We start from the raw sequence: 22,691 nt of genomic DNA on the forward strand, positions 1-22,691 counted from the left end.
CATCGCGATGGACTGCTAGGGCCGCGCGTCCCAGACAAGATCCGCCGGACAGGTCCTAGGCCTTCAGCCAGTACCGGGTGAGGTGGCGGCGGACGTCCCGGTACTCGGAGCGGGCGTGCAGCATGCGTTGGTTGTCCCAGACGAGGATGGAGTTCTCCGGGATGAGAACGGACGTCTTGTGTTCGCGGAAGAACTCCACCGCCTGCTCGGCCAGGTCGAGGCCGAGCCTGCCGAGGGGCAGCGTCGCCGGGTCGGGGGCGGCATCCAGCGGCGGGTCGTAGTGGCCTGCGGTGAGCAGGTTGTAGCTGAAGCGGATGATCTCGCGCTCGTCGGCGCCTGCCTCCGCCACCGGAGCCCGTACTCCGCCGGTGCCCGTTCCGCCCGTGTTGTGGCCGACCCATTCGATGTCCTGTTTGCGCGCGGCCTCGGCATGGACTTCGTCCAGGCTGGAGAGGAACGCGCGGGCGTCGGCCAGTTCGGTCTGTCCGGCGCCGCACGTGGCCTGTACTCGGCAGTGCAGGGCCAGGTACCGCGGCGGCGGCGTCCAGCCGGGTGCCTCGGTGTGCACCAGGATGGTGTTGGTGGACTTGGAGTAGCGGCGGTGCTCAAAGCCGGGTGCGGCCTTTACCTGGTAGCGGAGCTGCCCGTCGTACTGGGGTATCAACTCGCCGTAGGGGCGCAGGGCTTCGGCAGCTTCCTCATCTGTGTGGATGTCGTCGATGAGGGTGTATCCCTGCTCCACCAAATCCTTATGGTGCTGGTTGTGTGAGGTTGTCAAGGCGTTCTCCTGTCGGGTGGGGCCGGTCAGGTGGCGGCGCCGCGCTGGACGAGCTGGAACTGGATCCCCTCCGAAGTGTTCGGCTGGGTAAAGGCGTTGAGGTTGCCGTCGATGGCCACGGGATGAGCGGAGACGAAGTCGACGCCAAGGCCGCGTATCGCGTTCATGGCCGTCTCGATGTCGTCGTTGATCTCGACGGCGATGTGTTCCATGCGGGCTTTGTTTCCGGCGCCGAGGCGGCGTTCGCGGGCCTCTTCGGTGGTGGGCTCGATGAGTTCGATCCGGGCTCCGTCGCCGCACCGGTAGAAGGCGGCCTTCACGTGCCGCTCGGGAACCTCGCGTTCGAGTTCGAGCGTCAGGCCGAGGCTTTCGAGGAACTTCTTGGCGCGGAAGAGGTCGTCGACGACGACGCCGATGTGATCGATGTTCTTAAGCACTGGTTTCCTTTGCGAGACGGGGGGCGGTCGGCTGCGTGCGGTGCAGTTGGACAGCGGTCACCAGGAGGACAGCCACCAGCAGCAGCCAGCTGGCGGTGTAGCCGGTGGTTCCGACGAGCAGACCGAACAGCGGGGGCATCGCGGCGGCGATGATCTGGTTCAGGGTGATCGCGAAGCTGATCGTGGAGGCCACCGCTTGGTTCGCGGCGATGTCCGCGATCTGTACGAGGTAGAGCGGGTACCAGCCGACGGAGAGCAGTCCGAGCAGCACGCACAGCCCATAGCTGAGGACGCGGGGCGAGCCGGGTGTGAGCATGGTGAGCGCGGCCACCGGCAGTGCGGAGAACGCGAGGACCCACTTCAGTGAGCGCATGCGCCTGCCGGGCCAGAAGTGGTCGCTGATCCAGGCGAGTCCGATCCGGCCGCCGATACCGGCGGCCTGCGCCACCGAGTACATGAACCCGGCGGTCACGATCGGAATGTGCAGGTGGTCGGTGAGGAAGATGAGGATCTGGGCCGAGAACACGTATTGGAAAGCGGCCAGAGCCAGACCGCTGAAGAGCAGCGACCGCACCACCCGGTCCTTGACCAGGCCGGCGATGAGCGCGCCCAGGTTCACGCTGGTCTTCCGCGCACTCGCGGTGTCCCCGGCTCTTCGGTAGAAGACGGCGAAGACGATGCCGCCGAGGACGCCGGCCGTGCCCTGGACCACGGCGGCGGCCTTCCAGCCGTGGTGCAGGGCGAGGGTGGGCAGGACGGCGCCGGCAATGGTCGCGCCGATCGGCAGGCCACTTTGCCTGATGCCGGTGGCCATCCCCTGCAGGCTGGGCTCGAACCATCGGGTGATGGCACGCTGCCCGCCCGGCAGGATGCTCCCGTAGAAAGCACCCATGACCAGGATGAACAACAGAAGGACCGGGTAGCTGGGACCGACGGCCGCGGCGATGAACGCGGTGACGCCCATCGCGATCATCGTCAGGGAGACGACCCAGCGTTCCCCGTAGCGGTCGATGGCCCGTCCCATGAGCAGCATCGAAGTGATCGGACCCGCCTGGATCGCGGTGGCCGCGAGCGCGGCAGTCGCAGCGGACAGGTGGTACTCGCGCTTCCAGAACGGCATCAGGACACTGACGCCCGAGTAGACGATCGAGCCGGTGGTCAGCGCGGTGACCGCGACGGCGAGCACGGCCCACTTGTACGAACTCCCCACCCGGGCCGCGGGTTCGGCGGGCGCCGCAGCGGCGGCCTCTTGCGTTGTCACGAAGGGGTCTCCTGGCCTTGATCGACCCGAAGGTTCCCCAAGTGGGCGAGGAGGGGGATGTTCATCAGGTTCAGCAGGACGAGATCCTGGCCGGTGGGGTTGTCGAAGTGGTGCGGCGACCCGGCGGGCACGAGCAGGATGTCACCGATGTGGAGTTCGGTTGTCTCGCTCCGGTCGTGGAACGTCACGGTGCCGGTGCCGGCCTGCACGACGAAGAGGTGGTACCAGGTGTGCGTGTGCGGGCTGGTGCGCTCGCCGGCGGGGACGACCTGGTAGGCGACGGCGACATCCCGCAGGACTTCGGCGCTGCCGTCCGGCAGGGCGAGGGCGAGTGTGCCGCGCTCGGGATGCTCGACGCCGCCGAGCTCCTGCGAGAGCTCCGCCCAGCGCCACAGCACCGGTTCCTGCCGGGGTGTGTCGTAGCGCTTCTTGAAATCAGGGTATGGAAACCGGCTGCCGCTCTGGACGGACATGGGCGTCCCCTTCCTCGATGACGGTCGTGTCGATGAGCTGCCACATGTCGGCGACGGCGGCCTTCGCCTCGGCTGTGAACCGGGACGGCTGTCCGGCCCGGGGCAGGTAGTACGTGTAGTAGCGGGGGCCTTCAACGGGGTATCCGAGCGCCCATACACCCGCGAGGGGCTCGCCCGTCTTGCCGATCACCCGCCCGGCGGGAGTGATGTCGAGGCCTCCCGGCTGGTAGGTGCCGTTCGCATAGGGCCGGATCAGGCCCCGGGCCAGGAGACGCGCGGTGAGCGGTGAGCTGTCTGTCTCGGGGTGGAAGAGGTCGAGACGGGCGGTGACGAGGACGTCGGCGTGCCGCACTGCGCGGGTGCCCGTGAACTGGGTTTCGATGGCGAACCGGGCCGCCTCCTGGTCGGGGGTGACGCGACAGCCCGGTCCGCCGGCCAGATCGGCCACCTGGGCCTTCATGAGGGCGAGGAGTTCGTAGTTCCGGCGGCGCGGCGGCCCGAAGGAGACGCGATTCATCAGCGGCACCCAGCGGTTGTTGAACACCCGGTGCGATGCGGGGGTCAGTCCGCCGAAGTCGACGGCTTCGCGCAGGCCGGCCCGTACGTCGCGGATCGCGTCCGTCGCCGCCTTCACGGGGCTCGACACATTGCCCCGCTCGGCGTGGTGGAGATCGTCGGTGACGAACTCGACGAAGAACTCACGGAATTCGTTCAGATCCCCGAAGGCCTTGCCGAGGAGCGGATCGATGATGCCCGCGATCGCGGCCTGGTCCGGTGCCCCGAACTCGTACTCGTCGGGCTCGATGTGCCGCTGCTCCGAGGTGGTGCGATAGACGTAGCCCAGCTCCCGCAGCAGCAGCGGTACGAGCTCGGTCTCGAAGTCGATTTGCGGGATGCCCCGGGTCTGCTCGGCTTGCCTGCGGAGGTCGCGTACCGCGTCGAGGGTGAAGAACCGCGGCTTGTAGTCGCCGGCGATGCCCTTCTGGTTGATCCCGCGCGCGGCAGCGGGCAGGCACTGCCGGGAGAACAGCAGGATGCTGGGCTCCCGCCCGGACGGCAGGTACCGCATCTCCTGGCCGTCGCCCTCGAAGCGGCCGCCGCGGCCGACGGTGAGTGCGGCGATGGCGTCGTGCGCGGTGAGTCCGAACCCCTGGATCGCCACCGTGCTTCCCGGCGCGATGTGCTGCAGCACATCGACCGGATACGGGTCCGTCACGTACGCGAGACGGTCGTTGCGAGCCTGATGGTCGGCGACGAAGTTCGCGAACGTCACGTCGTCGTCGGTCGGGGTGCGTCCGCAGTGTCCGGTCGCGAGGAACACGAAGTCGGAGGCGACCTCGTGCCCCTCTTCGGTGCGCACCACGTACGTTCCTTGACGTTCTTCCACGTCGAGGGCGCGACTGCGGTGGTGAACGACCCTTATGTGTGGGGGCAGTTGGGCGACGGTGCGGTCGAACACGAAGGAGAGATATTCGCCGAGCATGTTGCGCGGCAGGTAGTCGTGCTCGCCGATCGGTTCCCCGCAGGCCTCGCCGGTTCGGTAGTAGGCACGGTCGAAGCGGCGGTAGCCGGCCTGGTCGGCCCATTCGGTGAACGAGGGGCCACTCTCGCCGGTGAACATGGTGAGCTGGCTGGCGAGGGTGTTCGTGAGCAGGTGGTCGGGCTGCCGGCTGGAGTGCACCCCCTGCCCGCTTTCGCGGGGATCGACCAGGTGTACCTCCAGTTCGACGCCGGCGGCGAGTTGGCGGGCCCCCTGGGCGATGTGCTGCAGGATGCCCAAGCCGCGCGGCCCCATACCGACGATCGTGATCCGGAGCTTTCTCATGGGGTCCCCCCGGTCAGTTCCTCGCCCGGCTCGACGTAGGCGGCGATGGGCGGCTCGTGCAGCCGAACCCAGCGCGGTGCGCTCTCCAGCGCGGGGAACCGCGTGCCGACCTGCGGGTCGTGGCCGGGGATGATGTGGTCCGCACCGTCCGCCAGGGATTCGACCGTCTCGTAGGTGTCCACCATCGATGCGAGGTGGTCGAGGATCGGGAAGGGCGCGCGTCGGCGGATATTGGCCCACAGGTGGGAGGAGTCGCTGGCCAGGACCACCCACCCGCGCTGCGTGTGGACGCGTACGACCTGAAGTCCGGGTGTGTGCCCGGTGGCCGGATGCACCTCGATCCCCGGCGCGATCTCCGCCGGGCCCTGGTGCAACTGGAGGCGTTCCTCGAAGAGCAGGCGGATCGCTGTGCCCACATCGTCCGCTTCGAAGGGACGGCGGGGCGCGGCGTGCCGCATGGCCCGGCCGGCGCAGAAGGCGAGCTCGGCTTCTTGCAGGTGGACGCGGGCACCGGGGAAGGCGTCGAGATGACCGGTGTGGTCCCAGTGCATGTGCGTGACCACCAAGTCCGACACCTGGGCCGGGGAGATGCCGAGATCGGCGAGTGCCTCGATGGGGTGGTGGAGCTGTTCACGCCCTCGCGCCGCGCCGGTCTCGGCCCTGAATCCGGTGTCCACCACGATCACGCGATCGGCGTTGCGGACCACCCAGATGTAGAAGTCGAACGCGGCCGGAGCGTCGGTGGCGCACGGGTCGTCGGCGAAGAGGAAGTTCTCCCGTGCGAGCCGGCCCGTCTGCCTGCCGAACCGGAACGCCAGTACCTCGTACGTCGGCGGCGTGGTCGAGGCGGTCATGAGATCACCGCCAGTTCACGAGCCGGGCGGGCCGGGAGCGGCAGTGCGTTCTCGAAGAAGAACTCCTGGTCGCCGAATGCGGGGGTGAGCTGGTCGAACCAGGTCGCGTGCGGGTCGTACTTGGCGTAGAAGGGGCGGCGCGTCCAGTCCGGGTCGCGGCCCTGAAGGAACTGGAGCGCGAATACCTTCTCGCCGCGGATCGTGGGGGTTCCGTCGATGAGGACCTTGCCGGGGAACGCGCTCATGGAAGGGCCGCGCACCGTGCGGGCCAGACCGGAGACCGACTTGTACGCCTCGCGGAACACCTCGTACGCCCTGACGAGGGGGAGTTCGAAGTAGGCGCGGGCACCGGTGTCGCGCTCGACGAACATGTAGTACGGGATCGCGCCCAGGCGTACCCCGGTCGTCCACAGCTCGCGCCAGGCTGCCGGGTCGTCGTTGATGTGCTTGAGCACGGGGGACTGGAGGCGCACGTTCGCGCCCGTCGCGATGATCCGCTTCAGGGCGGTCTGCGCGATGTCGGGGCGGATCTCCGCGGGGTGGTTGTAGTGCCCCATGATCGCCAGATGCTTGCCGGCGGCGATGACCCGCTCGAACAGACGGAGCAGTTCGTCGGCGTCCTGATCGGTGACGAACCGCTGAGGCCAGTAGGCGACCGACTTCGTGCCGATGCGGATGTTCTGGATGTGCTCGAACTCCGGTGCCAGGAGCGGTTCGATGTAGCGGGCGAGGGTGTTCGTCCGCATGATCAGCGGGTCGCCGCCGGTGATCAGGACGTCGGTGACCTCACGGTGCCGGGCGAGGTAGGCGGTCAGGCCCTGGGCGTCCTTGGCCGCGAACGCCAGCTCGTCGTCGCCGACGAACTGGGGCCAGCGGAAGCAGAAGGTGCAGTAGGCGTGGCATGTCTGGCCGGCCTTGGGGAAGAACAGCACGGTTTCGGCGTACTTATGCTGGATTCCCTGCACTTCCTCGCCGTCCAGCTCCGGCACGTTGTGTGTCTGCTGACCGGCCGGGTGCGGGTTCATCTGCTCGCGCAGTTTGCCCGCGTAGAGCGCGATCTGTCGCTTGTCACCGGTCGCCACCACATCGCGCATCGCGACGTAGTCACGGTCATCGAGCATCGTGCGGTGCGGGAAGTTCAGCCGGAAGATCGGGTCGTCGGGGATGTTCTCCCAGTCGATGAGTTCGTCGAGCACGTACTGGTTGGTGCGGAACGGGAGGACCTGGGATACGACGGTGACACCTTCGCGCAGTTCCTCGGGTATTCGCTCCCATTGAGGGGCGCGTTGAATCGTTTTACTGTTGTAGGGGGTAAATTTTGCCGCGGCCTGGTTCATGTCTGCTGCTTCCTGTTCACGGTCGAATTGCCGGGTGGGGGTGTGCGGGTCTTTTCATTCACCCCAGCCGAGATCGTGTCCAGAAGCGAAGAGTGCTGCGGCGTTGATTCGCGTGACGGCCTTGCGCATATGTGAATCCAGTCCTCACCGAATGAGCGAAGTCTTTGAGTCACGCCGACTGGCGCAATAACGATCCTGCCCCAAATCAATGAGCGTGTCGCGGCAAGAAATGCTCGCTGCTGCGACTGACGCATAACCGCCACGCCGCAAAATGGGACAAGGTCACATTGACCGCACCGCCGCCCTTAACGCGAAATGCAACAAGGCCGGGCATAGCCCGGCCTTGTTGCATTTCAGGTCCAAATATCGGTGACGTCTCAGTGCTGCTGGGCGGCCAGCCTCTCGTAGCCCGCCAATCTGACGCACACGGTCACCCCATGAGCGATTTGCTCAAGCTCTCCCACCTCGGGGTAGGTGGGGCCGATCCGGATGACACTGTCCTGCGGGTCAGTGCCGTATGGATGCGTGGCCCCTGCGGGAGTGAGGGCGATGCCGGCTTCGTTCGCGAGACGCACGACCTCCCGGGCGCACCCCTCCAGCACACTCAGGGCGATGAAGTAGCCGCCCTTGGGCTTGGACCAGGTGGCGAGTCCGCTTCCTTCCAACTGCTCGGCGAAGATGCGCAGAACGGTGTCGAACTTGGGGCCCAGGATCTCGCGATGCGTACGCATGTGGGCGCGCAGGCCGTCGACGTCGCGCAGGAAGTGGGCGTGGCGGAGCTGGTTGAGCTTGTCGGGCCCAATCGTCCGCTTGCCGGCGTTGGCGCGCCACCAGGCGACATTCGCAGGTGAAGAGCCGAAGAATGCCACCCCCGATCCCGCCAAGGTGATCTTCGAGGTGGACCCGAACACGAACGCTCGGTCAGGATGATCCGCCTCGCTGCACGCGGCGAGGATGTCGGCGACCGCCACCTCGTCGTCGGTGAGGTGGTGGACGGCGTAGGCGTTGTCCCAGAAGATCCGGAAATCAGGGGCTGCCGTCTCCATGGCGGCGAGACGGCGCACGGTCTCCTCGTCGTAGCAGACGCCGTCCGGGTTGCTGTACTTGGGCACGCACCAGATTCCCTTGATTCTCGGGTCGGAACGCACCAGGTCTTCGACGACGTCCATGTCCGGGCCGGTGGCGGTCAAGGGCACGGGGATCATGTCGATGCCGAACCGCTCACACACGGCGAAGTGCCGGTCGTAGCCGGGGACCGGGGCGAGGAATGCGACCTGCTGATCGACCCACCGGTGTTCAGCCCCCGGCAGTTTGGAGAGCAGCGCGTGGACGAGGCAGTCGTGCATGAGCTCCAGGCTGGAGTTGCCGACCGCGAGCAGCTGCTCGGCGGGCACGTCAAGGACCGGGGCGAAGATGTCGCGCAGCTCCCGCAGCCCTTCGTTCGGAGGGCCGTAGTTGCGGCAGTCGGTTCCGTCGGCAGCCCGGTACTGGTCGTCGCGCAGCGGGAGGAGCCCGGCGGAATCCAGCTGCGCCGGTGAGGGCTTGCCCCGAGTCAGGTCCAGCGAGAGCCCCTGGTTCTGGAGGGCCGTGTAGTCGCGGCGGGCCTCGTCAAGACGTGAGCGCAGGGCTTCGGGGTGGGAGGTCGTCGTCATGATGTCCTTTGAGGTGAGCAGTGTTGCGGGCGGGCGCTCTGCCTGGCGCCCGCCCACGGTCCAGCCATGGGGCAGCAGTCGGTCCACCGGGTTTGCCGCTAGGCGTACTTCTCGTGAAACATGCCGAGATCACGCAGTAAGTACCCGGCATGGATCCGGTTGTTGGCTCCGATACGGCGCAGCACCTCGGCGAGGTGGCGCTGGAAGGTCCGCAGCGAGATGCCGAGGCGCTTGGCGACGACCTTGTCGTCATAGCCCTCGACGAGCAGTTTCACGATCGCCGTCTTCATCTCCTCGGAGCTGCGCAGTACTTGGTCCCGGTCATGGGCGAGGGGGAATGCCAGGGCTCTGTCCCAGGCCCGCTCGAAGGCGCGGACCAGGAAGTGGATGATGTTCGGGTCGCGGACGAGCACGGCGCCCTGGGCGTTGTCGAGCAGTTCGATGAGGGCGACTTCGCGGTCGAAGACGATGAGCCGCATGAACGCGTCGGTGACGAGCCGGACTTCGGCGCCGTGCGCTACGAACAGCGTGGCGTGGTCGACGGTGGGCTGGTGGAACTGCGCCGCGTACTGGTAGAGCGTGCGCATGCGTACACCGCGCTTCAGGACGTGCACGGTGCGGTCCGTCGCCTCTTTCAGGACGGCTTCGGGGCGCGAGCCGCCGGGCTGCGAGGTGAGGATTTCTCTGGTGGCGCGGGCCGAGAGTTCGGACAGCGCCGAACGGACGGCGTCCACGTCTTCGAGGTGATGCACCAGTTGCTGCCCCGTACGGCGCATGACGCTGGACTCGTAGACAGGGAGCAGATGCGCGAGCTGTGCGCTCGCGTCGTTGATCATCGCCTGCCGGTCGCGCAGTTCCCTGATGGCCGGCATCAGCAGCTGGGCGTGGGCGGTGGCCGGTGCGACGGGGACGAGCCGGCCCGGTTGTCCGGTCTTGGTGCGCAGCACTCCGAGCCGCAGCAGGCGTTCGATGGCCCGGTCCACTTCCTCGGGCCGATCATCGGAGAGCTGGGCGAGTTCGTCTCGGGAGATACTCTCGCGCGCCGTCGCATGCGCGAACAATTCGGCCATCAACTGGCCTGTCGCCTCGTGATCGTTGTCGAATCGGTCGAGTTCTTGGTCCATGTCCCGCGCGGCCGTTTCCACGTCGTCTCCTTCCTGATCTCACGTCGTCCAAAACGAGAAGATCGAGCACGGACAAGCGAATGAGCTCATCACGGCCCCCAGTCCTCGGCAAGGCTACGCGGTGGCGATTCCGGCTGGGAAAGGGATCTCCAAATCTAGGAACGAGACCGCCCGAGTGTCAACTTGTTTGGTTTGACAGGGTGTTGAGGGCGGGCTGACATCGATGTGACACCGCCGCCCGGTAGCTTCCTCATGGCTAGGCGGAGAATCGTCTCTATACGTTTTGGGGGAGCACAATAAATGGGTACGGCAACGCTGTCGCAGACCGAAATTCACGTTTCGTCAGGCGACGCTGAGAAGATATGGGAGCTCTCCGCGCGGGCTGCCGCTCAGCCGGGCACCGGCACGCCCGAACTGGCGGAACTGCTCCTGGACATGCCGGCGGCGGTGCGCGACGGGCTTCTCTCCTTTGCCGATGGCACCTCCCGCTCGGGCTTCGTCCGGCTGCGCGGCCTGACGCTCGGCGAGCTGCCGCCCACTCCCACCGAGCACGGCTCCCGGGCACTCGACCAGCACCCCACCTCGGGCACGCTGCGACTGGTGGCAGACCTCGTGGGCTCCCTCATCGGGTACGCGGACGAGAAGAACGGCGCGCTGCTGCACGACGTGCACCCGGTCGCGGGAGAGGAGAAGCGCATTGAGAACAGCGGGTCCGTCGCGTTCGACTTCCACACCGAGAACGTGCACCATCCCCTGCGGCCGGACTTCCTGGGGCTGCTCTGCCTGCGCCAGGACCACGAAGGGGTGGGCGCCACGCGCGTGGCTTCCGTGCGGGAGGCAGCAGCTCTCCTGACGGCAGGCCAGCAGGAGGTGCTGCGGTCCGCACGGTTCAGCAGCGCCTATCCGACCTCCTTCGCCCGCAACATCGCGGGGCCCCGGCCCACGGCCGGGCCGCATCCGGTGCTGTTCGGACAGAGCCCGGATCTCTTCATGCGGTTCAACTCGCACAACACCACAGCGCCGGACGCGGAGGGGACCGAGGCGTTGCGGGCGCTGTCGGAAGCTCTGGAGTCGGTCTGCCGTGACGTCGTGCTCGCTCCGGGAGACCTGGTCCTCATCGACAACCACATTGCGGCGCACGGGCGTTCCTCCTTCACTCCCCGCTACGACGGCTCGGACCGGTGGCTGCGCCGTTGCTACTCGCTGCGTGCGGTGCCGCGCTGGACGGAGCTGATGATGCCGAGCGGGCGCGTGATCCCCCGGCTCGCGGACATCAACGGGATCTTCTGACCACCCGGAGCCCCGGCACAACCAACCGCTACAGCATGAGGAAGAACCTTTGGACGTCATCGATGTGGCGGGGCTCATGGCCGTCGCCGGCGCTGCTGGGTGGGTCGACGCGGTGGTGGGGGGCGGCGGTCTGCTGCTGATCCCCACTCTGCTGCTGTCCTTCCCCAACCTGTCCCCGGCGGTGGCGCTGGGGACGAACAAGTTGACTGCCATCACCGGAACGACGGTGGCGGCGGTCACGTATGCGCGGCGCACAAAACTCGACCGGTCGGTGGCGGTGCCGGCGGCGCTCCTGGCGGTGCCGGCCGCCGGGTTCGGGGCGCTGTCCGCCTCGCAACTGCCCACGACCTGGTTCAGGCCCATCGTCATGGCGCTCCTCATCGCCGTTGCGGCATTCGTCACTCTGCGTCCGGGGTTCGGCGCGACGGCGGGGGCGGACAGCGTCACCCGGCGTCGCCGCCTGCTCGTCATCGCGGTGGCGGGCTGCGGCATCGGCTTCTACGACGGAGTCTTCGGGCCCGGCACCGGAACCTTCCTGATCCTCACCTTCACCAGCCTGCTCTCCCTTGAATTCGTGCAGAGTTCAGCCCTTGCCAAGGTGGTGAACGTGGGCACGAACTTCGGCGCGCTCTGTGTCTTCGCCGCTCAGGGGCAGGTGATGTGGATGCTTGGCGCGAGCATGGCGGTGTGCAACATAGTGGGGGCCACCCTGGGAGCGCGTACCGCCCTCAGACGTGGATCCGGGTTCGTGCGGGTCGTCCTGCTCATAGCCGTGACCGCAATGGTCGTGAAGCTCGGCATCGACCAGTTCGGGTGATGGCCGTGAGCCCTGAAGCCCCCACCAGGGGAACTCATCGAACGACGCTGCCCAACACCGTCGAACTGAGTGACACCTACGACGCCGAGCGCATGCGGGCGGAACTGGCACTCTTCTGCGCCCGCCCGGGAAACGCCTTCTCAGCGGCGAGCGGCCGCCGGGTGCTGCCACTGCGCAGCGTTGCCGGTGACCCGTACCGGACCGACTGCGGCGGTCCCAGCCTGGTGGGGTTCCAGGACACCCGGTGGCTTCGGCAACTGCCCTATTTCCGCGAGATACTTGACGGCCTCCCCGCCCCGGTCCGTGCGGCGCGGCTGTGGGCGGCGGGACCCGGTGGCAAGGACGTGACTCTGCGGGCGGCCAAGATGGGGCCGCCGTGGGGGCTGTGCCGAGTACACATAGCCGTCGCGGGAGGCCCGCGGGCACGAGTCATCTTCTTCGACGAGCTGCATCACTACCCCCCCGGCACGCTGTGGTTCGCCGCGGCCTGGCGTGAGTACGCCGTGGTCAACCAGGACACCTCCGAGCTGGTGCACCTGATCGTCGACCTCGCGCACACCGCCGAGTTCGGTGCGCTCTTCCCCGACCCGCTGCAGGAGATCCTGGCGGGCCCGGGGACCCTGCGCCTGCGCCCCGCTGCTCCGCTGCCGGACCCCGAGAGCCGCTGCCGAACATTCCAGGTGCCCGAGTCGTTCGCCAACTGGGAGCGACCCGGGCACCTCCTGCACGCCGATTCACACCGGACACGGACAAGGCCCGGCAGACATCCGATGCTCGTCCCCGCCGAGATATGGCTCCGGGAAGGGACGCCCGTTCTCTCGCTGGCAGGCCGTCCCTACTGTGCCCTGGAGCACCTGGGCGACGGGGAATTCCGGCTCAGGGGCTGGAGTGACGAGAGGACACTCCGCGTCTCCCGGCGGCCGGACATCCCCGTCCTCCTGACACTCAACGACGGCGGCATGACGTATCAGATCGAACTTCCCGCGGACGCGGCGTCATCCGGGTCGGCGAAGTAGGACTGATACCAGGGAACACCGCGGGAGACGCTTGCCAGGGCGTTGCGGAACCGGTCCAGGCGAGCCGGTGCGTTCATCTGGCGGCACAGACCGGCTCCTTCTTCCAGCAGGGCGACGGCGTCGCCCGGATTTCCCATGCCCTGGCGTGCGGCCGCCAAGCCGATGAGCACGTCCGACTCCAGCAAGGGGTCGTGAATCCCCCGTGCCAGTTCTAACGCCTGTTGAAAGCGCTCCTCGCCCTCGGCGTGCCGCCCCCGGAGCATGTCGCACCACCCCAGGCCCCACAGTGCGTAGCAGTGTCCACTCAGGTCGCCGTTGTGCGCCGCTGCCTCAAGACCCCACGCGAATTCCTGTTCAGCCAGATCCGGCTCGCCGAGGGCCAGTTGGTGCTCACCCAGGCTGAGCCGCACCTGTGCCGCACTGCGCCCCTGGAATCCGTCCACGATCCGTCTGGCCTCGTGCAGCAGATCCGCGGCCGCTTGCCGCCGCCCGATCTCCAACAGCGTCTGACCGCTCCAGCGCAGTACCTGGGCCTGCGCCTCGATGTCGGCTGCGGCCCGCAGGATGGGCAGGCACTCCTGCCACCTGCTCAGCGCCTTCTCGAACCGGCCCTGGATACGGTCGGCGCAGGCCGCCTTGCGCAGCGCGAGCGCGTATCCGTACTCGTCGTTCACCTTGCGGAACAGCTCCTGCGACTCCTCAAGCAGGGGAACGGCCTGCGCGTAATTGCGCTTCGTGAGATGGAGATCGCCGAGGCCGAGCAGCATGGCCGCCGCGCCGCGCTCATTGCCGTGCAGACGCGCGGCGCGCAGCGCGACCTCGTGTGTCTCCCGCCACTCGTCGAAATGGAAGCGAAGGCTGAACTGGCAGCGGCAGGTCGCCGCCAGGTCCCAGGCGAGTTCGTCCTGGTCCTGCTCGGCCAGTTGCCGGCACAGCGCGGATATGGTGAGGCGATCGGCCTCGTACCAGGCAAGGGAATCCCTGCCCACCCTGTCGAGAATGTCGGCGGGAACCGACGGCGGCTGCGCGAGATTGTGTACGACGGTGAAGTCCCCGCCGCATACGGTGCGATGGGCCCGGTCGGCCAGTGCGAGGGTGGTCATGCCGAGCCGGACGAGAGCTGCGACGCGCTGCTCCTGCGGTTCCAGATCATGTACCTGTTCCAGCGCGTAGAGACGGACCAGGTCGTGCATCCGGTAGCGGGGTTCGCCGGCGTCGTCCGGGCTGACCACGTCGAGCAGCCGTGCGTCGAGGAGTTCCTCCAGCAGGTCCTCCGCGTCGGCGAGGGGCAGATCCGCCAGCGGGGCGCAGACCCAGTCACCGAAGTCCGACGCCGCCACCAGCGCCAGCCGCCGGAACAGCTGACGGGCCGCCGGGCTGATGCCTTGGTGGGACAGTTCGAGACTGGCTCTCACCTCAAGGTCTTCGTGGGCCAGTTCGTCGAGCCGACGCCGCTCATCAGCCAGTCGCGCGGCTGCCTTGCGCAGCGTCCAGTGCGGCTTGGAGGCGAGTTTGGCACCCAGAATGCGCACGGCAAGGGGCAAGTGCCCGCAGTAGGCCACGAGTTGCTCGGCGACTTCTGGTTCCGCGCTGACCCGGTCACGCCCCACGAGCAGGGCGAGCAGGGTGAGGGCCTGCTGTCGTTCGAACACCTCGAGTTCGAGGACACGTGTCGTGGGGATGGTCGTCAGCCGCGTCCGGCTGGTGACGAGCACGGCGCAGCTTGCCGTACCGGGCAGGAGCGGGAGGACCTGCCGGGCGTCCGCGGCGTCGTCCAGCACGATGAGCATGCGCCGGTCGGCGAGGAGGCGGCGGTAGGACTCGGCCCGCTCGTCGAGTGTCTCGGGGAGCGGGCCCGGCAGACCCAGTTCGCGAAGAAAGCGGGCGAGCGCTTCCTCGGGCGCTACGGGTTGGCCGCTCATCCCCCGCAGGTTCATGTACAGCTGCCCGTCGCTGAAGGCCGGGCGCAGCCGATGCGCGGTATGGACCGCGAGGGCGGTCTTGCCGGTCCCGCCGGGGCCCACCAGCAGTACCAGAGGGACCGAACCCTCGGTAGGCGCAAGGGCCGCCTGGAGCCGTTGGACTTCCTCCTGACGGCCCGTGAACTCTGCCAGATCTCCGGGAAGCAGGCAGGGGCCTGCCGTGATGGTGGGCGATGTGCCCGCCGTCCCTTGGCCAGGCACTGCGGCAGGCAGTTCCTGAGGCGCCCGCGCGACGGGAGGCTCAGGTGGCGAGTCCGTGGCGGAAGACGGAAGGGTTCCCTTCAGTATCTGTTCATGCAGCTGCCGCAGCTGCTTCCCCGGCGTTACCCCGAGTTCGTCCCGCAAATAGGCGGAAGTATTCCGATAGAGCTGCAATGCGTCTGCCTGTCGGCCCGACCGGGCCAGTGCCGTCATGAGCACACCACGAGGCTGTTCAAGCAGCGGAAACTTCTGGGTAAACGCAGAAAGTTCAGAGGTCAGCTCCTCGTAACGCCCCAATTGGAGTTGAACGTCGGAACAAACACTCCGGAGCGATACGTACTCCTCCTCCCAGCGATGCACCTCCGCGGCCCATTCCGGTCGACTGATGCCGGAAAGCACGGGCCCCCGCCACAGCGACAGGGCCTCTTTGAGGATCGGGAGTGCGCCCTCCAGGTCCCCCTCGGAAATCCGCTCCTGCGCCGCCGAGCGCAGCTGCAGTGCTGTGATGGTGTCAACTTTTACCCCGTCCGCCACGAAGCGGTATCCAGGAGGTTGTGTGACGAGTGCGTTGTGCTGCACGCCGAAATCCCGCAGCCTCCGGCGGATCATTGATATGCAGGTCGCGACCTGGTTCGCAGGATCTGAAGGAGTGTCCTCACCCCAGATGCTCGCCACCAGGTGATCCAGTGTCACGACTTCGCCGACCCTCAGCAGGAGAGCTCCCAAAGCCGCCTGCAGGCGCGGAGCCCTGATAGGCAGAAGGCGCCCTTCCCGGGAAATTTCCAATGGCCCGAGAATGCGAATTTCCAGCTTGTCAACTTGTTTTTCTGTGGCCACCATCGGCCGCTCTCCCCCGTTGCGCCAAATACTACACCTGACCCATACATGTATATCAGGCCACCTGCGGGAGTCCACTTGATCGTGATCATCCTCACATGGCATGTCCATGATGTGGTTCGGGGTCAATGGAATTTAATGGAACTTTATTTAATGCAAAATTTGACGCGTGCGAATCCGTTTATTAAATCCGATATGCGAGTCTTTCGCGGAAAAGACACATCACTACCGGATTGGCAGGCTCTGCCACCTCTCGGCTCCGTGTGCGCCGGCAAATCAGCAGGGCCGTGCCCGGCGGTGCAGTGGCGTCGGTGAATCCGGCGGGGGGTGGCCCGGAGGGGGCATCCGGTCTGGCGGGCGGCCAAGGCTTCCGTGCTCGCCCCTACAGCCAGTCCCGCCGCTTGAACACGAAGTACAGACTCACGCACACCACCGCCATCAGCCCGATCGCGAACGGGTACCCGAAGGTCCAGCCCAGCTCCGGCATGCGGTCGAAGTTCATGCCGTAGATCGTGCCGACCAGGGTCGGGGCGAAGAGGATGGCCGCCCACGACGAGATCTTCTTGATCTCCTCGTTCTGTTCGAACCCCGCCTCCGCCAACGCCCGCATCTCCGCGTTCTGTTGTTGCGTCACCAGGGTCGCGTTGACCGTGAGGATGTCGGTGAGGGCCTGGCGGAAGCCGTCCACGCGTTCGCTGGTGTGTGTGACGTGGTCGGCTACGTCGCGCAGATAGCGCTGGAGTTCCTCGTCGGTGCCGTACTTCGCGAAACCCGCCATCAGGCCGTGCAGCATGCCGACCAGTGGGCGGGTGGCGCGTTGGAACTCGACCATTTCGCGGGCGAGTTCGTAGATGCGGCGGGAGACCTCGGGGTCGCCGCGGAAGACCTCCGTCTCGATTTCGTCGATGTCGTTCTGGACGCCGGCCACGACGGGGGCGTACCCGTCCACCACCGCGTCGAGAATGGCGTACAGCACCGCCTCCGGGCCCAGGGCGAGCAGTTCGGGGTCCTGTTCCATGCGGCGGCGGACCGCGGAGAGGTCGGGGGCGGCGCCGTGGCGGACCGTGATGAGGAAGTCCGGGCCGACGAAGACGTGGAGTTCGCCGAAGTCGACCTCCTCGAGGGCGTCGAGGTAGCGGGCCGCGCGCAGCACGACGAACAGGGTGTCGCCGTAGCGCTCCAGCTTCGGGCGCTGATGCGCTTCGAGCGCGTCCTCCACGGCCAGTTCGTGGAGGTCGAACTCGTCGGCCAGGGAGAGGAGTTCGGCCCCAGTCGGGCGTTGCAGGCCGATCCAGGCCATGCCGTCGGGGGTGTCGCGCAGCTGCCGGAACGTCTCGGCGAGGGAGCCGGGCGAGGCGAGCCGCCGGCCGTCCCGGTACAGCGCGGCGTGCACGACGCTGCCAGTCGGTCCGATCCTCGCCGGTACGTCGTCGGGGGCGTCCGGCATCCGGTCGGTGGCCGGGGGCGCGGGCGGAGCGGGGGCGTCGGCGGTGGGCTGTCTGCGCCAGGAGTGCTTCTTCGGCGACCGCGCGGGGCGGGCCCGTCGCTCGGACACGGCCTCACCTCCCGCTCTGCAACCGGCCCGCCGGGCGGCCGAACCCGCGCTCGTATGCCGTGTATGCCGTGTATGCCTTCGGAGCAGGATATACGCCTCAAATGGCATGGGCTCGGTGATCACCATGTGGGCCCGGCCGGGGGAGGGGGCGGCGGTATCCCCGTACCGCACCCCGCAGCGCACCCCCGCTTCCCAACCGGCCAGTACCTGTCCGCAAGGGTCGGTACCGTGCGGCCATGGCCTCGAACACCGGTACCACCAGCCCGCGGCGCACCAGACACGCACACCCCGTGCTCTCGACCCGCGCTCTGAACCGCGCCACGCTCGACCGTCAGCTTCTGCTGCGGCGCAGCGCCGCGCTCTCGCCCAAGGAAGCCGTCGCGCACCTCCTCGGCCTCCAGGCGCAGAACGTGAAGCCGCCGTACTTCGCACTCTGGTCGCGCCTCGCCGGGTTCCGGCCACAAGCGCTCTCGGAGCTGATGGAGACGCGTGAAGTGGTGCGGATCGTCACCATGCGGTCCACCATCCACACGCACACGGCGGACGACGCCCTCACCCTGCGCCCGCTGGTGCAGTCCGCACGCGACCGGGAGCTGAACAACTTCCGTGCGGGGCTGGCCGGTGTCGACCGGGACCGCCTTGCCGCCATCGCGCGCACCCTGGTCGAAGAGCGGCCGTACACCATGAAGGAACTGCGCGAGGTGCTCCTGGCCGAGTGGCCGGACGCCGATCCGTTCGCGCTGTCCGTGGCCGCCCGCTGTGTGCTCCCGCTGGTGCAGGTCACCCCGCGCGGGCTGTGGGGCCGCAGCGGGCAGGTGGCGCTCACCACCGTCGAGCACTGGCTCGGCCGCTCGCCCGGGCCCGCTCCAGCGCCCGACGAGACCGTACTGCGCTACCTGGGTGCCTTCGGGCCGGCCTCTGTCAAGGACATGCAGACCTGGTCGGGGCTCACCCGGCTCGGCGCGGCCTTCGAACGCCTGCGGCCCGAGCTCGCCGTCTTCCAGGACGAGAACGGTGTGGAGCTTTTCGACCTGCCCGACGCGGCCCGGCCGGACGAGAACGTCCCGGCGCCGCCGCGCTTCCTCCCCGAGTTCGACAACCTGCTGCTGTCGCACGCCGACCGCACCCGAGTGATCCCGGCCGAGTACCGCGGCCGCAACTCGGACGGCAACCAGGCGCACCGCACGCTGCTCCTCGACGGCTTCCTCGCCGGGATCTGGCGCATCGAAGAGCCGAAGGGCGGGGCCGCCGTGCTCACCGTCCAGCCGTTCGGCGAGCTCGGCAGGGCGCGGCGCGCCGAGGTGGCCGAGGAGGGCGCGCGACTGCTCGCCGACATGACGTCGGCCACCTCGTACGACGTGCGGTTCGGGGAGTTCGCGGGCTAGGGGGTGCCGGGGCCTGAGCGCCGGACACCCCGGGGGCGGCTAGTAGCTCAGGGCGTGGTCCCGGCGGGCGCATGCGGATGCGGCATGGGCGTGCCGCCGGGGCGGGGGCGGTGGGGAGAGCAGGGGATCGACCGTCACGCGGGTCACCCCGAGCGGGGCCGAGAGCGCTCGAAGGGCGGGTTCGGCGAGCCGGATCCAGGCTTGGTCGCCGCCCAGGACGGCGTTCAGCCGGTCCGGGCTGGTGAATCCGACGGCGGTGCGCACGCCGAACTCGTCGCGCAGGAAGCGCAGTTGGTGTCCTCCGGCAGAGCCGAGCCGAACCGGCACGTACAGCGGCCCTGCCGGGCGGCGTTCTTCGGGGTCGGCGTCCTCGATGGTGAGGCTGAGCATGGTGTCCTCCGGTGCGGGAGTTCGGATGCCGTACGCGTCATGCGCCCGTACGTCCTGAAGCTATGCCCGCACCGGGGGCGTGGTGTCACGCCATGACGCGGCGTTGACCCCGGCGCGCCCGATTTTGACGTGCGCTTGGCGCAGGTGGGCACGGGCGGGTCGGCCGGCCGGGTGGCCCGGGCCGGTGCGCCGCGTTCACCCCACCGGGTGGCCCGCCCCGGGGCCGGGCGACCCCCGACCCACCGGACACCGTTTAGTCCGCCCGCCCCGTCGCCGCCACCGTCACGCCGAGCCCGATCATCGCGAAGCCGCCCGCGCCGCCGATCAGCGAGAGGCGCCGCTCGGAGCGCGCGAACCAGCCGCGGGCCGCCGACGCGCCCAGGCCCCACAGGGTGTCCGTGACCAGGCCGATGGCGATGGGAACCAGGCCGAGCAGCAGCATCTGGGCGGGCAGGTGCCCGGCCGAGTGGTCCACGAACTGCGGCAGTACCGCCGCGAAGAAGACGATGCCCTTGGGGTTGGTGACGCCCACCAGGATGCCGTCCGCGACGGTCCGCAGATCGCCGTGGGCCGGGCGGACCGCAGCCGCGGCCTCGCCGAGGGCGGCCGCCCCCAGCAGCATGTCCTTGCGGTGCCGGTACGCCTGCACCCCGAGCAGGACGAGATACGCGGCGCCCGCCAGTTTCACCGCCATGAACACGGTCGCCGAACGCTCCACCAGCGCACCGATGCCCAGCGCCACCGCGCACACCAGCCCGTACGAGCCCACGACGTTGCCGAGGACCGTCGCGAGGGCGGTTCTGCGCCCGTGCGCGAGGGCCCGGCCGATCACGAACAGCACGCTCGGCCCGGGGATCACGATCACCAGCAGGGACATCGCCGCGAAGGCGAGGAAGCGGTCGGTCGACACCATGGCCGACATTCAACCCCACCCGTGCGCCGTGCGCCCAGGGCCACGGCCGCGCCGCAGCGGAGCCGGTCATGCCCATCGTCACCATGCAGCGGGGTCCCCGTGATGTCGAGGTCAAGCGCGAACCGGTCAAGCGGGTGACGGACGCGTTCGTCGACGCGTACAAGGTTCCGGCCGAGAGCGTCCAGGTGTGGATCCACGAGGTCCCCAAGGACAGCTGGGGCGCGGCGGGTGTGCTGACCGCCGACAAGTAACCCTGGGCGCAGGTGAGTTGGCGCCGGTGGCACGAAACCCTGGATGCCCGCCGACTCACCCCTGCCGCGGGGCTCCGTCCGTACGGGGGTCGGACGGGCGAGGGTCGGACGGGCGAGGGTCCGCCGTCCGCCGGGAGCGCTCCCGGCAGACGGCGGACCCGGTATCGGCCGCGACCGCAGGCCGCAAGTGCCGTCAGCGGTACGGAGAGCACGGCCCCCGGGGCAGTTGCTCAAGGAGGGCTCGATGGGGCGGCCCTGCCCCGGCTTCCGCGTGGTACTGCTCGACCCGCTGACCGGCAAGCCCGGCGGCACCGAGGGCGATCGCGCTCGACCTGTCCACCGACCCGGTGGGCCTGATGACCGGCTACCACGGCGCCCCCGAGCGCACCGCCGAGTTGATGGTCGGCGGCTACTACCGCACGGGCGACATCGGCTCGCGCGACGCCGAGGGCTACATCACGTACATCGGGCGCGCCGACGACGTCTTGAAGACACCAAAATCAACTGCCATTCGTTTTCGATTGCGGCTGGACAGTTGATCGTTGACGCACGACTGTGGGCCGTTACCGGGTAGTGCTCGGGATGTCAGGTCTTTGTTGTGGATGCGGGAGTGAGTGCATGCGGATTCCGATGACCATCGCGGACTTCCTTGACCGGGCGGAGCTGGGGTTTTCCTCCAGTCCGGGGGTGGTCGACGAGCCGGACCAACCCGGTGCGCCGGTGCCTGAGTTGACGTACGGGCGACTGGGTGAGCGGGTCCGGGCGTGGCAGGCGGGGTTTGACGCGCTGGGGGTGGGCGAGGGCGAGCGGGTGGCGGTGGTGAGCCACAACTCGACGCGGATGCTGGAGCTGTTGTTCGCGGTGCCGATGAGCGGCCGGATCTGTGTGCCGGTCAACTTCCGCCTCAAGCCGGAGGAGATCGCGTACCTGGTGCGGCAGAGCGGGGCATCGGTGCTGCTCGTGGACCCGGAGCTGGACGAGGCGCTGTCGGGTGTGAAGGTGCGCCACCGGTTCGTGCTGGGTGAGCAGACCGAGACGGAGCTGATGCGGTTCGGGGTCGAGCCGCGTCCGTGGTCCAGGCCGGACGAGGATGCCACCGCGACGATCAACTACACCTCGGGGACCACCGCCCGCCCCAAGGGCGTCCAGCTGACGCACCGCAATATCTGGGTCAACGGCTTGACCTTCGGGCTGCACACCCGGGTGTGGGAGCGCGATGTGTACATGCACACGCTGCCGATGTTCCACTGCAACGGCTGGGGCATGCCGTACGTGATGGCCGGGCTCGGGGTCAAGCAGGTGGTGCTGCGCAAGGTCGACGGCGCGGAGATCCTTCGCCGGGTGGAGGCGCACGGGGTGACGCTGATGTGCGGGGCGCCCGCGGTGTGGAACGCGGTCCTTGATGCGGCGGCGGGTTGGCAGGGTGAGATCCCGGGCCGCGACCGCGTCCGGGTCGTCTGCGCGGGGGCGCCGCCGCCGACGAAGACGATCCAGCGGATGGGGGAGGAGCTGGGCTGGGAGTTCACCCAGATCTACGGCCTGACCGAGACCTCCCCGCTGCTCACCTTCAACCGGACCCGGCCCGCGGATGCGGGCCTGCCGGCCGAGGAGCGGGCTCGCAGGCTGTCGCGGGCGGGACTCCCGGCGCTCGGCGTCAAGTTGGAGGTGGCCGCCTCCGGTGAGGTTCTCGCCCGCTCGAACGTCGTGCTGGAGGGGTATTGGGACAAGCCGGAGGAGACGGCGGCGGCGTTGGAGGACGGCTGGTTCCACACCGGTGACGGCGGCACCATCGACGCGGCGGACGGGTATCTGACGATCTCCGACCGGAAGAAGGACGTGATCATCACCGGTGGGGAGAACGTGTCGTCGATCGAGGTGGAGGACACGATCTTCAGCCACCCGGCGGTCGCCGAGGTCGCCGTGATCGGCGTGCCCGACGAGAAGTGGGGCGAGACGATCAAAGCGCTGGTGGTCCTGGCCGAGGGGGCGACGGCCGAGGAGGCGGACATCATCGCGTACTGCAAGGAGCGGATGGCCGGCTACAAGGCGCCGACCAGTGTCGAATTCCGCGACGCCATCCCGCGCACCGCCACCGGCAAGATCCAGAAGTTCAAGCTGCGTGAGCCGTACTGGGCGGGACTGGACCGCGAGGTCAACTGACAGCGCCGCTGGACCCGCACCAAGTGGGTTCCGGGAAGGCGAAGGCGCTCCGGCCCCGTCCGCCTGGTCCGGACGAAGGCTCCCGCTGGCCGAACGGGTGTTGCGGGTAGACGTGCCGCTACCGCACGAGATTGACGGTGCGACGGTCTGCGC

Annotated in this window: 19 protein-coding genes and 1 pseudogene; 7 read left to right on the forward strand and 13 right to left on the reverse strand. The window is 68.3% G+C overall.

The features are described 5' to 3' along the window. Positions 1–55: 55 nt before the first annotated feature. From ACIBK6_RS18235 to ACIBK6_RS18275, 9 genes are all read right to left on the reverse strand, one after another. Positions 56–778 (reverse strand): TauD/TfdA family dioxygenase, encoded by a 723-nt coding sequence (locus ACIBK6_RS18235; RefSeq protein ID WP_399052273.1) that lies wholly within the window; start codon positions 776–778, stop codon positions 56–58. A 26-nt stretch (positions 779–804) separates the two neighbouring features. Further along, positions 805–1,215 carry a VOC family protein gene (locus tag ACIBK6_RS18240; RefSeq protein WP_399052274.1) on the reverse strand — a complete coding sequence of 137 codons (411 nt, stop codon included), beginning with the start codon at positions 1,213–1,215 and terminating at the stop codon, positions 805–807. Next, positions 1,208–2,476: an MFS transporter gene (locus ACIBK6_RS18245; RefSeq protein ID WP_399052275.1), complete on the reverse strand. Its 1,269-nt coding sequence runs from the start codon at positions 2,474–2,476 to the stop codon at positions 1,208–1,210. Before ACIBK6_RS18245 ends, ACIBK6_RS18240 begins: the two co-directional genes overlap by 8 nt. After that, a complete protein-coding gene (locus tag ACIBK6_RS18250) occupies positions 2,473–2,949 on the reverse strand; it encodes a cupin domain-containing protein (protein WP_399052276.1) in 477 nt (158 codons plus the stop codon). Before ACIBK6_RS18250 ends, ACIBK6_RS18245 begins: the two co-directional genes overlap by 4 nt. Further along, positions 2,912–4,774 (reverse strand): FAD/NAD(P)-binding protein, encoded by a 1,863-nt coding sequence (locus ACIBK6_RS18255; RefSeq protein ID WP_399052277.1) that lies wholly within the window; start codon positions 4,772–4,774, stop codon positions 2,912–2,914. Before ACIBK6_RS18255 ends, ACIBK6_RS18250 begins: the two co-directional genes overlap by 38 nt. Next, entirely contained in the window at positions 4,771–5,628 is an 858-nt protein-coding gene (locus tag ACIBK6_RS18260; protein ID WP_399052278.1) for an N-acyl homoserine lactonase family protein, read from the reverse strand. The genes ACIBK6_RS18255 and ACIBK6_RS18260 overlap by 4 nt, the downstream gene beginning before the upstream one ends. Continuing rightward, the gene (locus ACIBK6_RS18265; RefSeq protein WP_399052279.1) at positions 5,625–6,965 is read right to left on the reverse strand and encodes a KamA family radical SAM protein; all 1,341 of its coding nucleotides are present in this window, start codon (positions 6,963–6,965) and stop codon (positions 5,625–5,627) included. Before ACIBK6_RS18265 ends, ACIBK6_RS18260 begins: the two co-directional genes overlap by 4 nt. Positions 6,966–7,342: 377 nt before the next feature. After that, entirely contained in the window at positions 7,343–8,617 is a 1,275-nt protein-coding gene (locus ACIBK6_RS18270) for an aminotransferase class I/II-fold pyridoxal phosphate-dependent enzyme (protein WP_399052280.1), read from the reverse strand. Positions 8,618–8,715: 98 nt separating this feature from the next. Then, a complete protein-coding gene (locus ACIBK6_RS18275) occupies positions 8,716–9,762 on the reverse strand; it encodes a LuxR C-terminal-related transcriptional regulator (protein WP_399052281.1) in 1,047 nt (348 codons plus the stop codon). Positions 9,763–10,041: 279 nt separating this feature from the next. Between ACIBK6_RS18275 and ACIBK6_RS18280 the strand changes: the two genes are divergently transcribed. The 3 genes from ACIBK6_RS18280 to ACIBK6_RS18290 are packed head-to-tail and all read left to right on the forward strand — an operon-like array spanning position 10,042 to position 12,864. Beyond that, positions 10,042–11,031, forward strand: coding sequence for a TauD/TfdA family dioxygenase (locus ACIBK6_RS18280; protein WP_399052282.1), 990 nt, complete (start codon positions 10,042–10,044; stop codon positions 11,029–11,031). Between the two features lie 49 nt (positions 11,032–11,080). Beyond that, complete coding sequence (locus tag ACIBK6_RS18285; RefSeq protein WP_399052283.1) at positions 11,081–11,848, forward strand: TSUP family transporter; 768 nt, start codon at positions 11,081–11,083, stop codon at positions 11,846–11,848. Positions 11,849–11,853: 5 nt separating this feature from the next. Next, the gene (locus ACIBK6_RS18290) at positions 11,854–12,864 is read left to right on the forward strand and encodes a hypothetical protein (RefSeq protein WP_399052284.1); all 1,011 of its coding nucleotides are present in this window, start codon (positions 11,854–11,856) and stop codon (positions 12,862–12,864) included. Here ACIBK6_RS18290 and ACIBK6_RS18295 read toward each other — a convergent pair. Both ACIBK6_RS18295 and ACIBK6_RS18300 read right to left on the reverse strand, forming a co-directional pair. Continuing rightward, a complete protein-coding gene (locus ACIBK6_RS18295) occupies positions 12,816–15,887 on the reverse strand; it encodes an AfsR/SARP family transcriptional regulator (protein ID WP_399052285.1) in 3,072 nt (1,023 codons plus the stop codon). The genes ACIBK6_RS18290 and ACIBK6_RS18295 overlap by 49 nt on opposite strands. A gap of 379 nt (positions 15,888–16,266) precedes the next feature. Next, positions 16,267–17,439, reverse strand: coding sequence for a magnesium and cobalt transport protein CorA (locus ACIBK6_RS18300; protein WP_399052286.1), 1,173 nt, complete (start codon positions 17,437–17,439; stop codon positions 16,267–16,269). 236 nt (positions 17,440–17,675) lie between these two features. On the opposite strand from ACIBK6_RS18300, the gene ACIBK6_RS18305 reads away from it, so the two are divergent. Further along, positions 17,676–18,824 (forward strand): winged helix DNA-binding domain-containing protein, encoded by a 1,149-nt coding sequence (locus ACIBK6_RS18305; RefSeq protein ID WP_399052287.1) that lies wholly within the window; start codon positions 17,676–17,678, stop codon positions 18,822–18,824. A gap of 39 nt (positions 18,825–18,863) precedes the next feature. Here the strand turns inward: ACIBK6_RS18305 and ACIBK6_RS18310 are convergent, their stop codons facing one another. Together ACIBK6_RS18310 and ACIBK6_RS18315 are read right to left on the reverse strand one after the other, a co-directional pair. Then, entirely contained in the window at positions 18,864–19,214 is a 351-nt protein-coding gene (locus ACIBK6_RS18310) for an SAV_915 family protein (RefSeq protein WP_399052288.1), read from the reverse strand. 253 nt (positions 19,215–19,467) lie between these two features. Next, on the reverse strand, positions 19,468–20,127 hold the full coding sequence (locus ACIBK6_RS18315; RefSeq protein WP_399052289.1) for a LysE family translocator: 660 nt from the start codon (positions 20,125–20,127) through the stop codon (positions 19,468–19,470). Positions 20,128–20,195: 68 nt separating this feature from the next. Between ACIBK6_RS18315 and dmpI the strand changes: the two genes are divergently transcribed. The 3 genes and pseudogenes from dmpI to ACIBK6_RS18330 all read left to right on the forward strand — a co-directional run bounded on the left by dmpI (position 20,196) and on the right by ACIBK6_RS18330 (position 22,538). Further along, positions 20,196–20,378 carry a 4-oxalocrotonate tautomerase DmpI gene (dmpI, locus tag ACIBK6_RS18320; RefSeq protein ID WP_399052290.1) on the forward strand — a complete coding sequence of 61 codons (183 nt, stop codon included), beginning with the start codon at positions 20,196–20,198 and terminating at the stop codon, positions 20,376–20,378. Between the two features lie 196 nt (positions 20,379–20,574). Continuing rightward, positions 20,575–20,869, forward strand: a pseudogene (locus tag ACIBK6_RS18325) (AMP-dependent synthetase); the annotation flags it as partial. A 127-nt stretch (positions 20,870–20,996) separates the two neighbouring features. Then, positions 20,997–22,538, forward strand: a complete 1,542-nt coding sequence (locus tag ACIBK6_RS18330) for an AMP-binding protein (RefSeq protein ID WP_399052291.1) — start codon at positions 20,997–20,999, stop codon at positions 22,536–22,538. Positions 22,539–22,691: the final 153 nt, after the last annotated feature.

The sequence above is a fragment of the Streptomyces sp. NPDC050485 genome (genome assembly GCF_044458185.1).
Classification (GTDB): Bacteria; Actinomycetota; Actinomycetes; order Streptomycetales; family Streptomycetaceae; genus Streptomyces.

Bases quoted from the DNA above. Each gene is read 5' to 3' on its own strand.
- ACIBK6_RS18270 (WP_399052280.1), bottom strand. From the start codon at position 8,617: ATGACGACGACCTCCCACCCCGAAGCCCTGCGCTCACGTCTTGACGAG.
- ACIBK6_RS18265 (WP_399052279.1), bottom strand. From the start codon at position 6,965: ATGAACCAGGCCGCGGCAAAATTTACCCCCTACAACAGTAAAACGATT.
- ACIBK6_RS18250 (WP_399052276.1), bottom strand. From the start codon at position 2,949: ATGTCCGTCCAGAGCGGCAGCCGGTTTCCATACCCTGATTTCAAGAAG.
- ACIBK6_RS18295 (WP_399052285.1), bottom strand. From the start codon at position 15,887: ATGGTGGCCACAGAAAAACAAGTTGACAAGCTGGAAATTCGCATTCTC.
- dmpI (WP_399052290.1), top strand. From the start codon at position 20,196: ATGCCCATCGTCACCATGCAGCGGGGTCCCCGTGATGTCGAGGTCAAG.
- ACIBK6_RS18310 (WP_399052288.1), bottom strand. From the start codon at position 19,214: ATGCTCAGCCTCACCATCGAGGACGCCGACCCCGAAGAACGCCGCCCG.
- ACIBK6_RS18260 (WP_399052278.1), bottom strand. From the start codon at position 5,628: ATGACCGCCTCGACCACGCCGCCGACGTACGAGGTACTGGCGTTCCGG.
- ACIBK6_RS18315 (WP_399052289.1), bottom strand. From the start codon at position 20,127: ATGGTGTCGACCGACCGCTTCCTCGCCTTCGCGGCGATGTCCCTGCTG.
- ACIBK6_RS18255 (WP_399052277.1), bottom strand. From the start codon at position 4,774: ATGAGAAAGCTCCGGATCACGATCGTCGGTATGGGGCCGCGCGGCTTG.
- ACIBK6_RS18305 (WP_399052287.1), top strand. From the start codon at position 17,676: ATGGCCTCGAACACCGGTACCACCAGCCCGCGGCGCACCAGACACGCA.
- ACIBK6_RS18330 (WP_399052291.1), top strand. From the start codon at position 20,997: ATGCGGATTCCGATGACCATCGCGGACTTCCTTGACCGGGCGGAGCTG.
- ACIBK6_RS18280 (WP_399052282.1), top strand. From the start codon at position 10,042: ATGGGTACGGCAACGCTGTCGCAGACCGAAATTCACGTTTCGTCAGGC.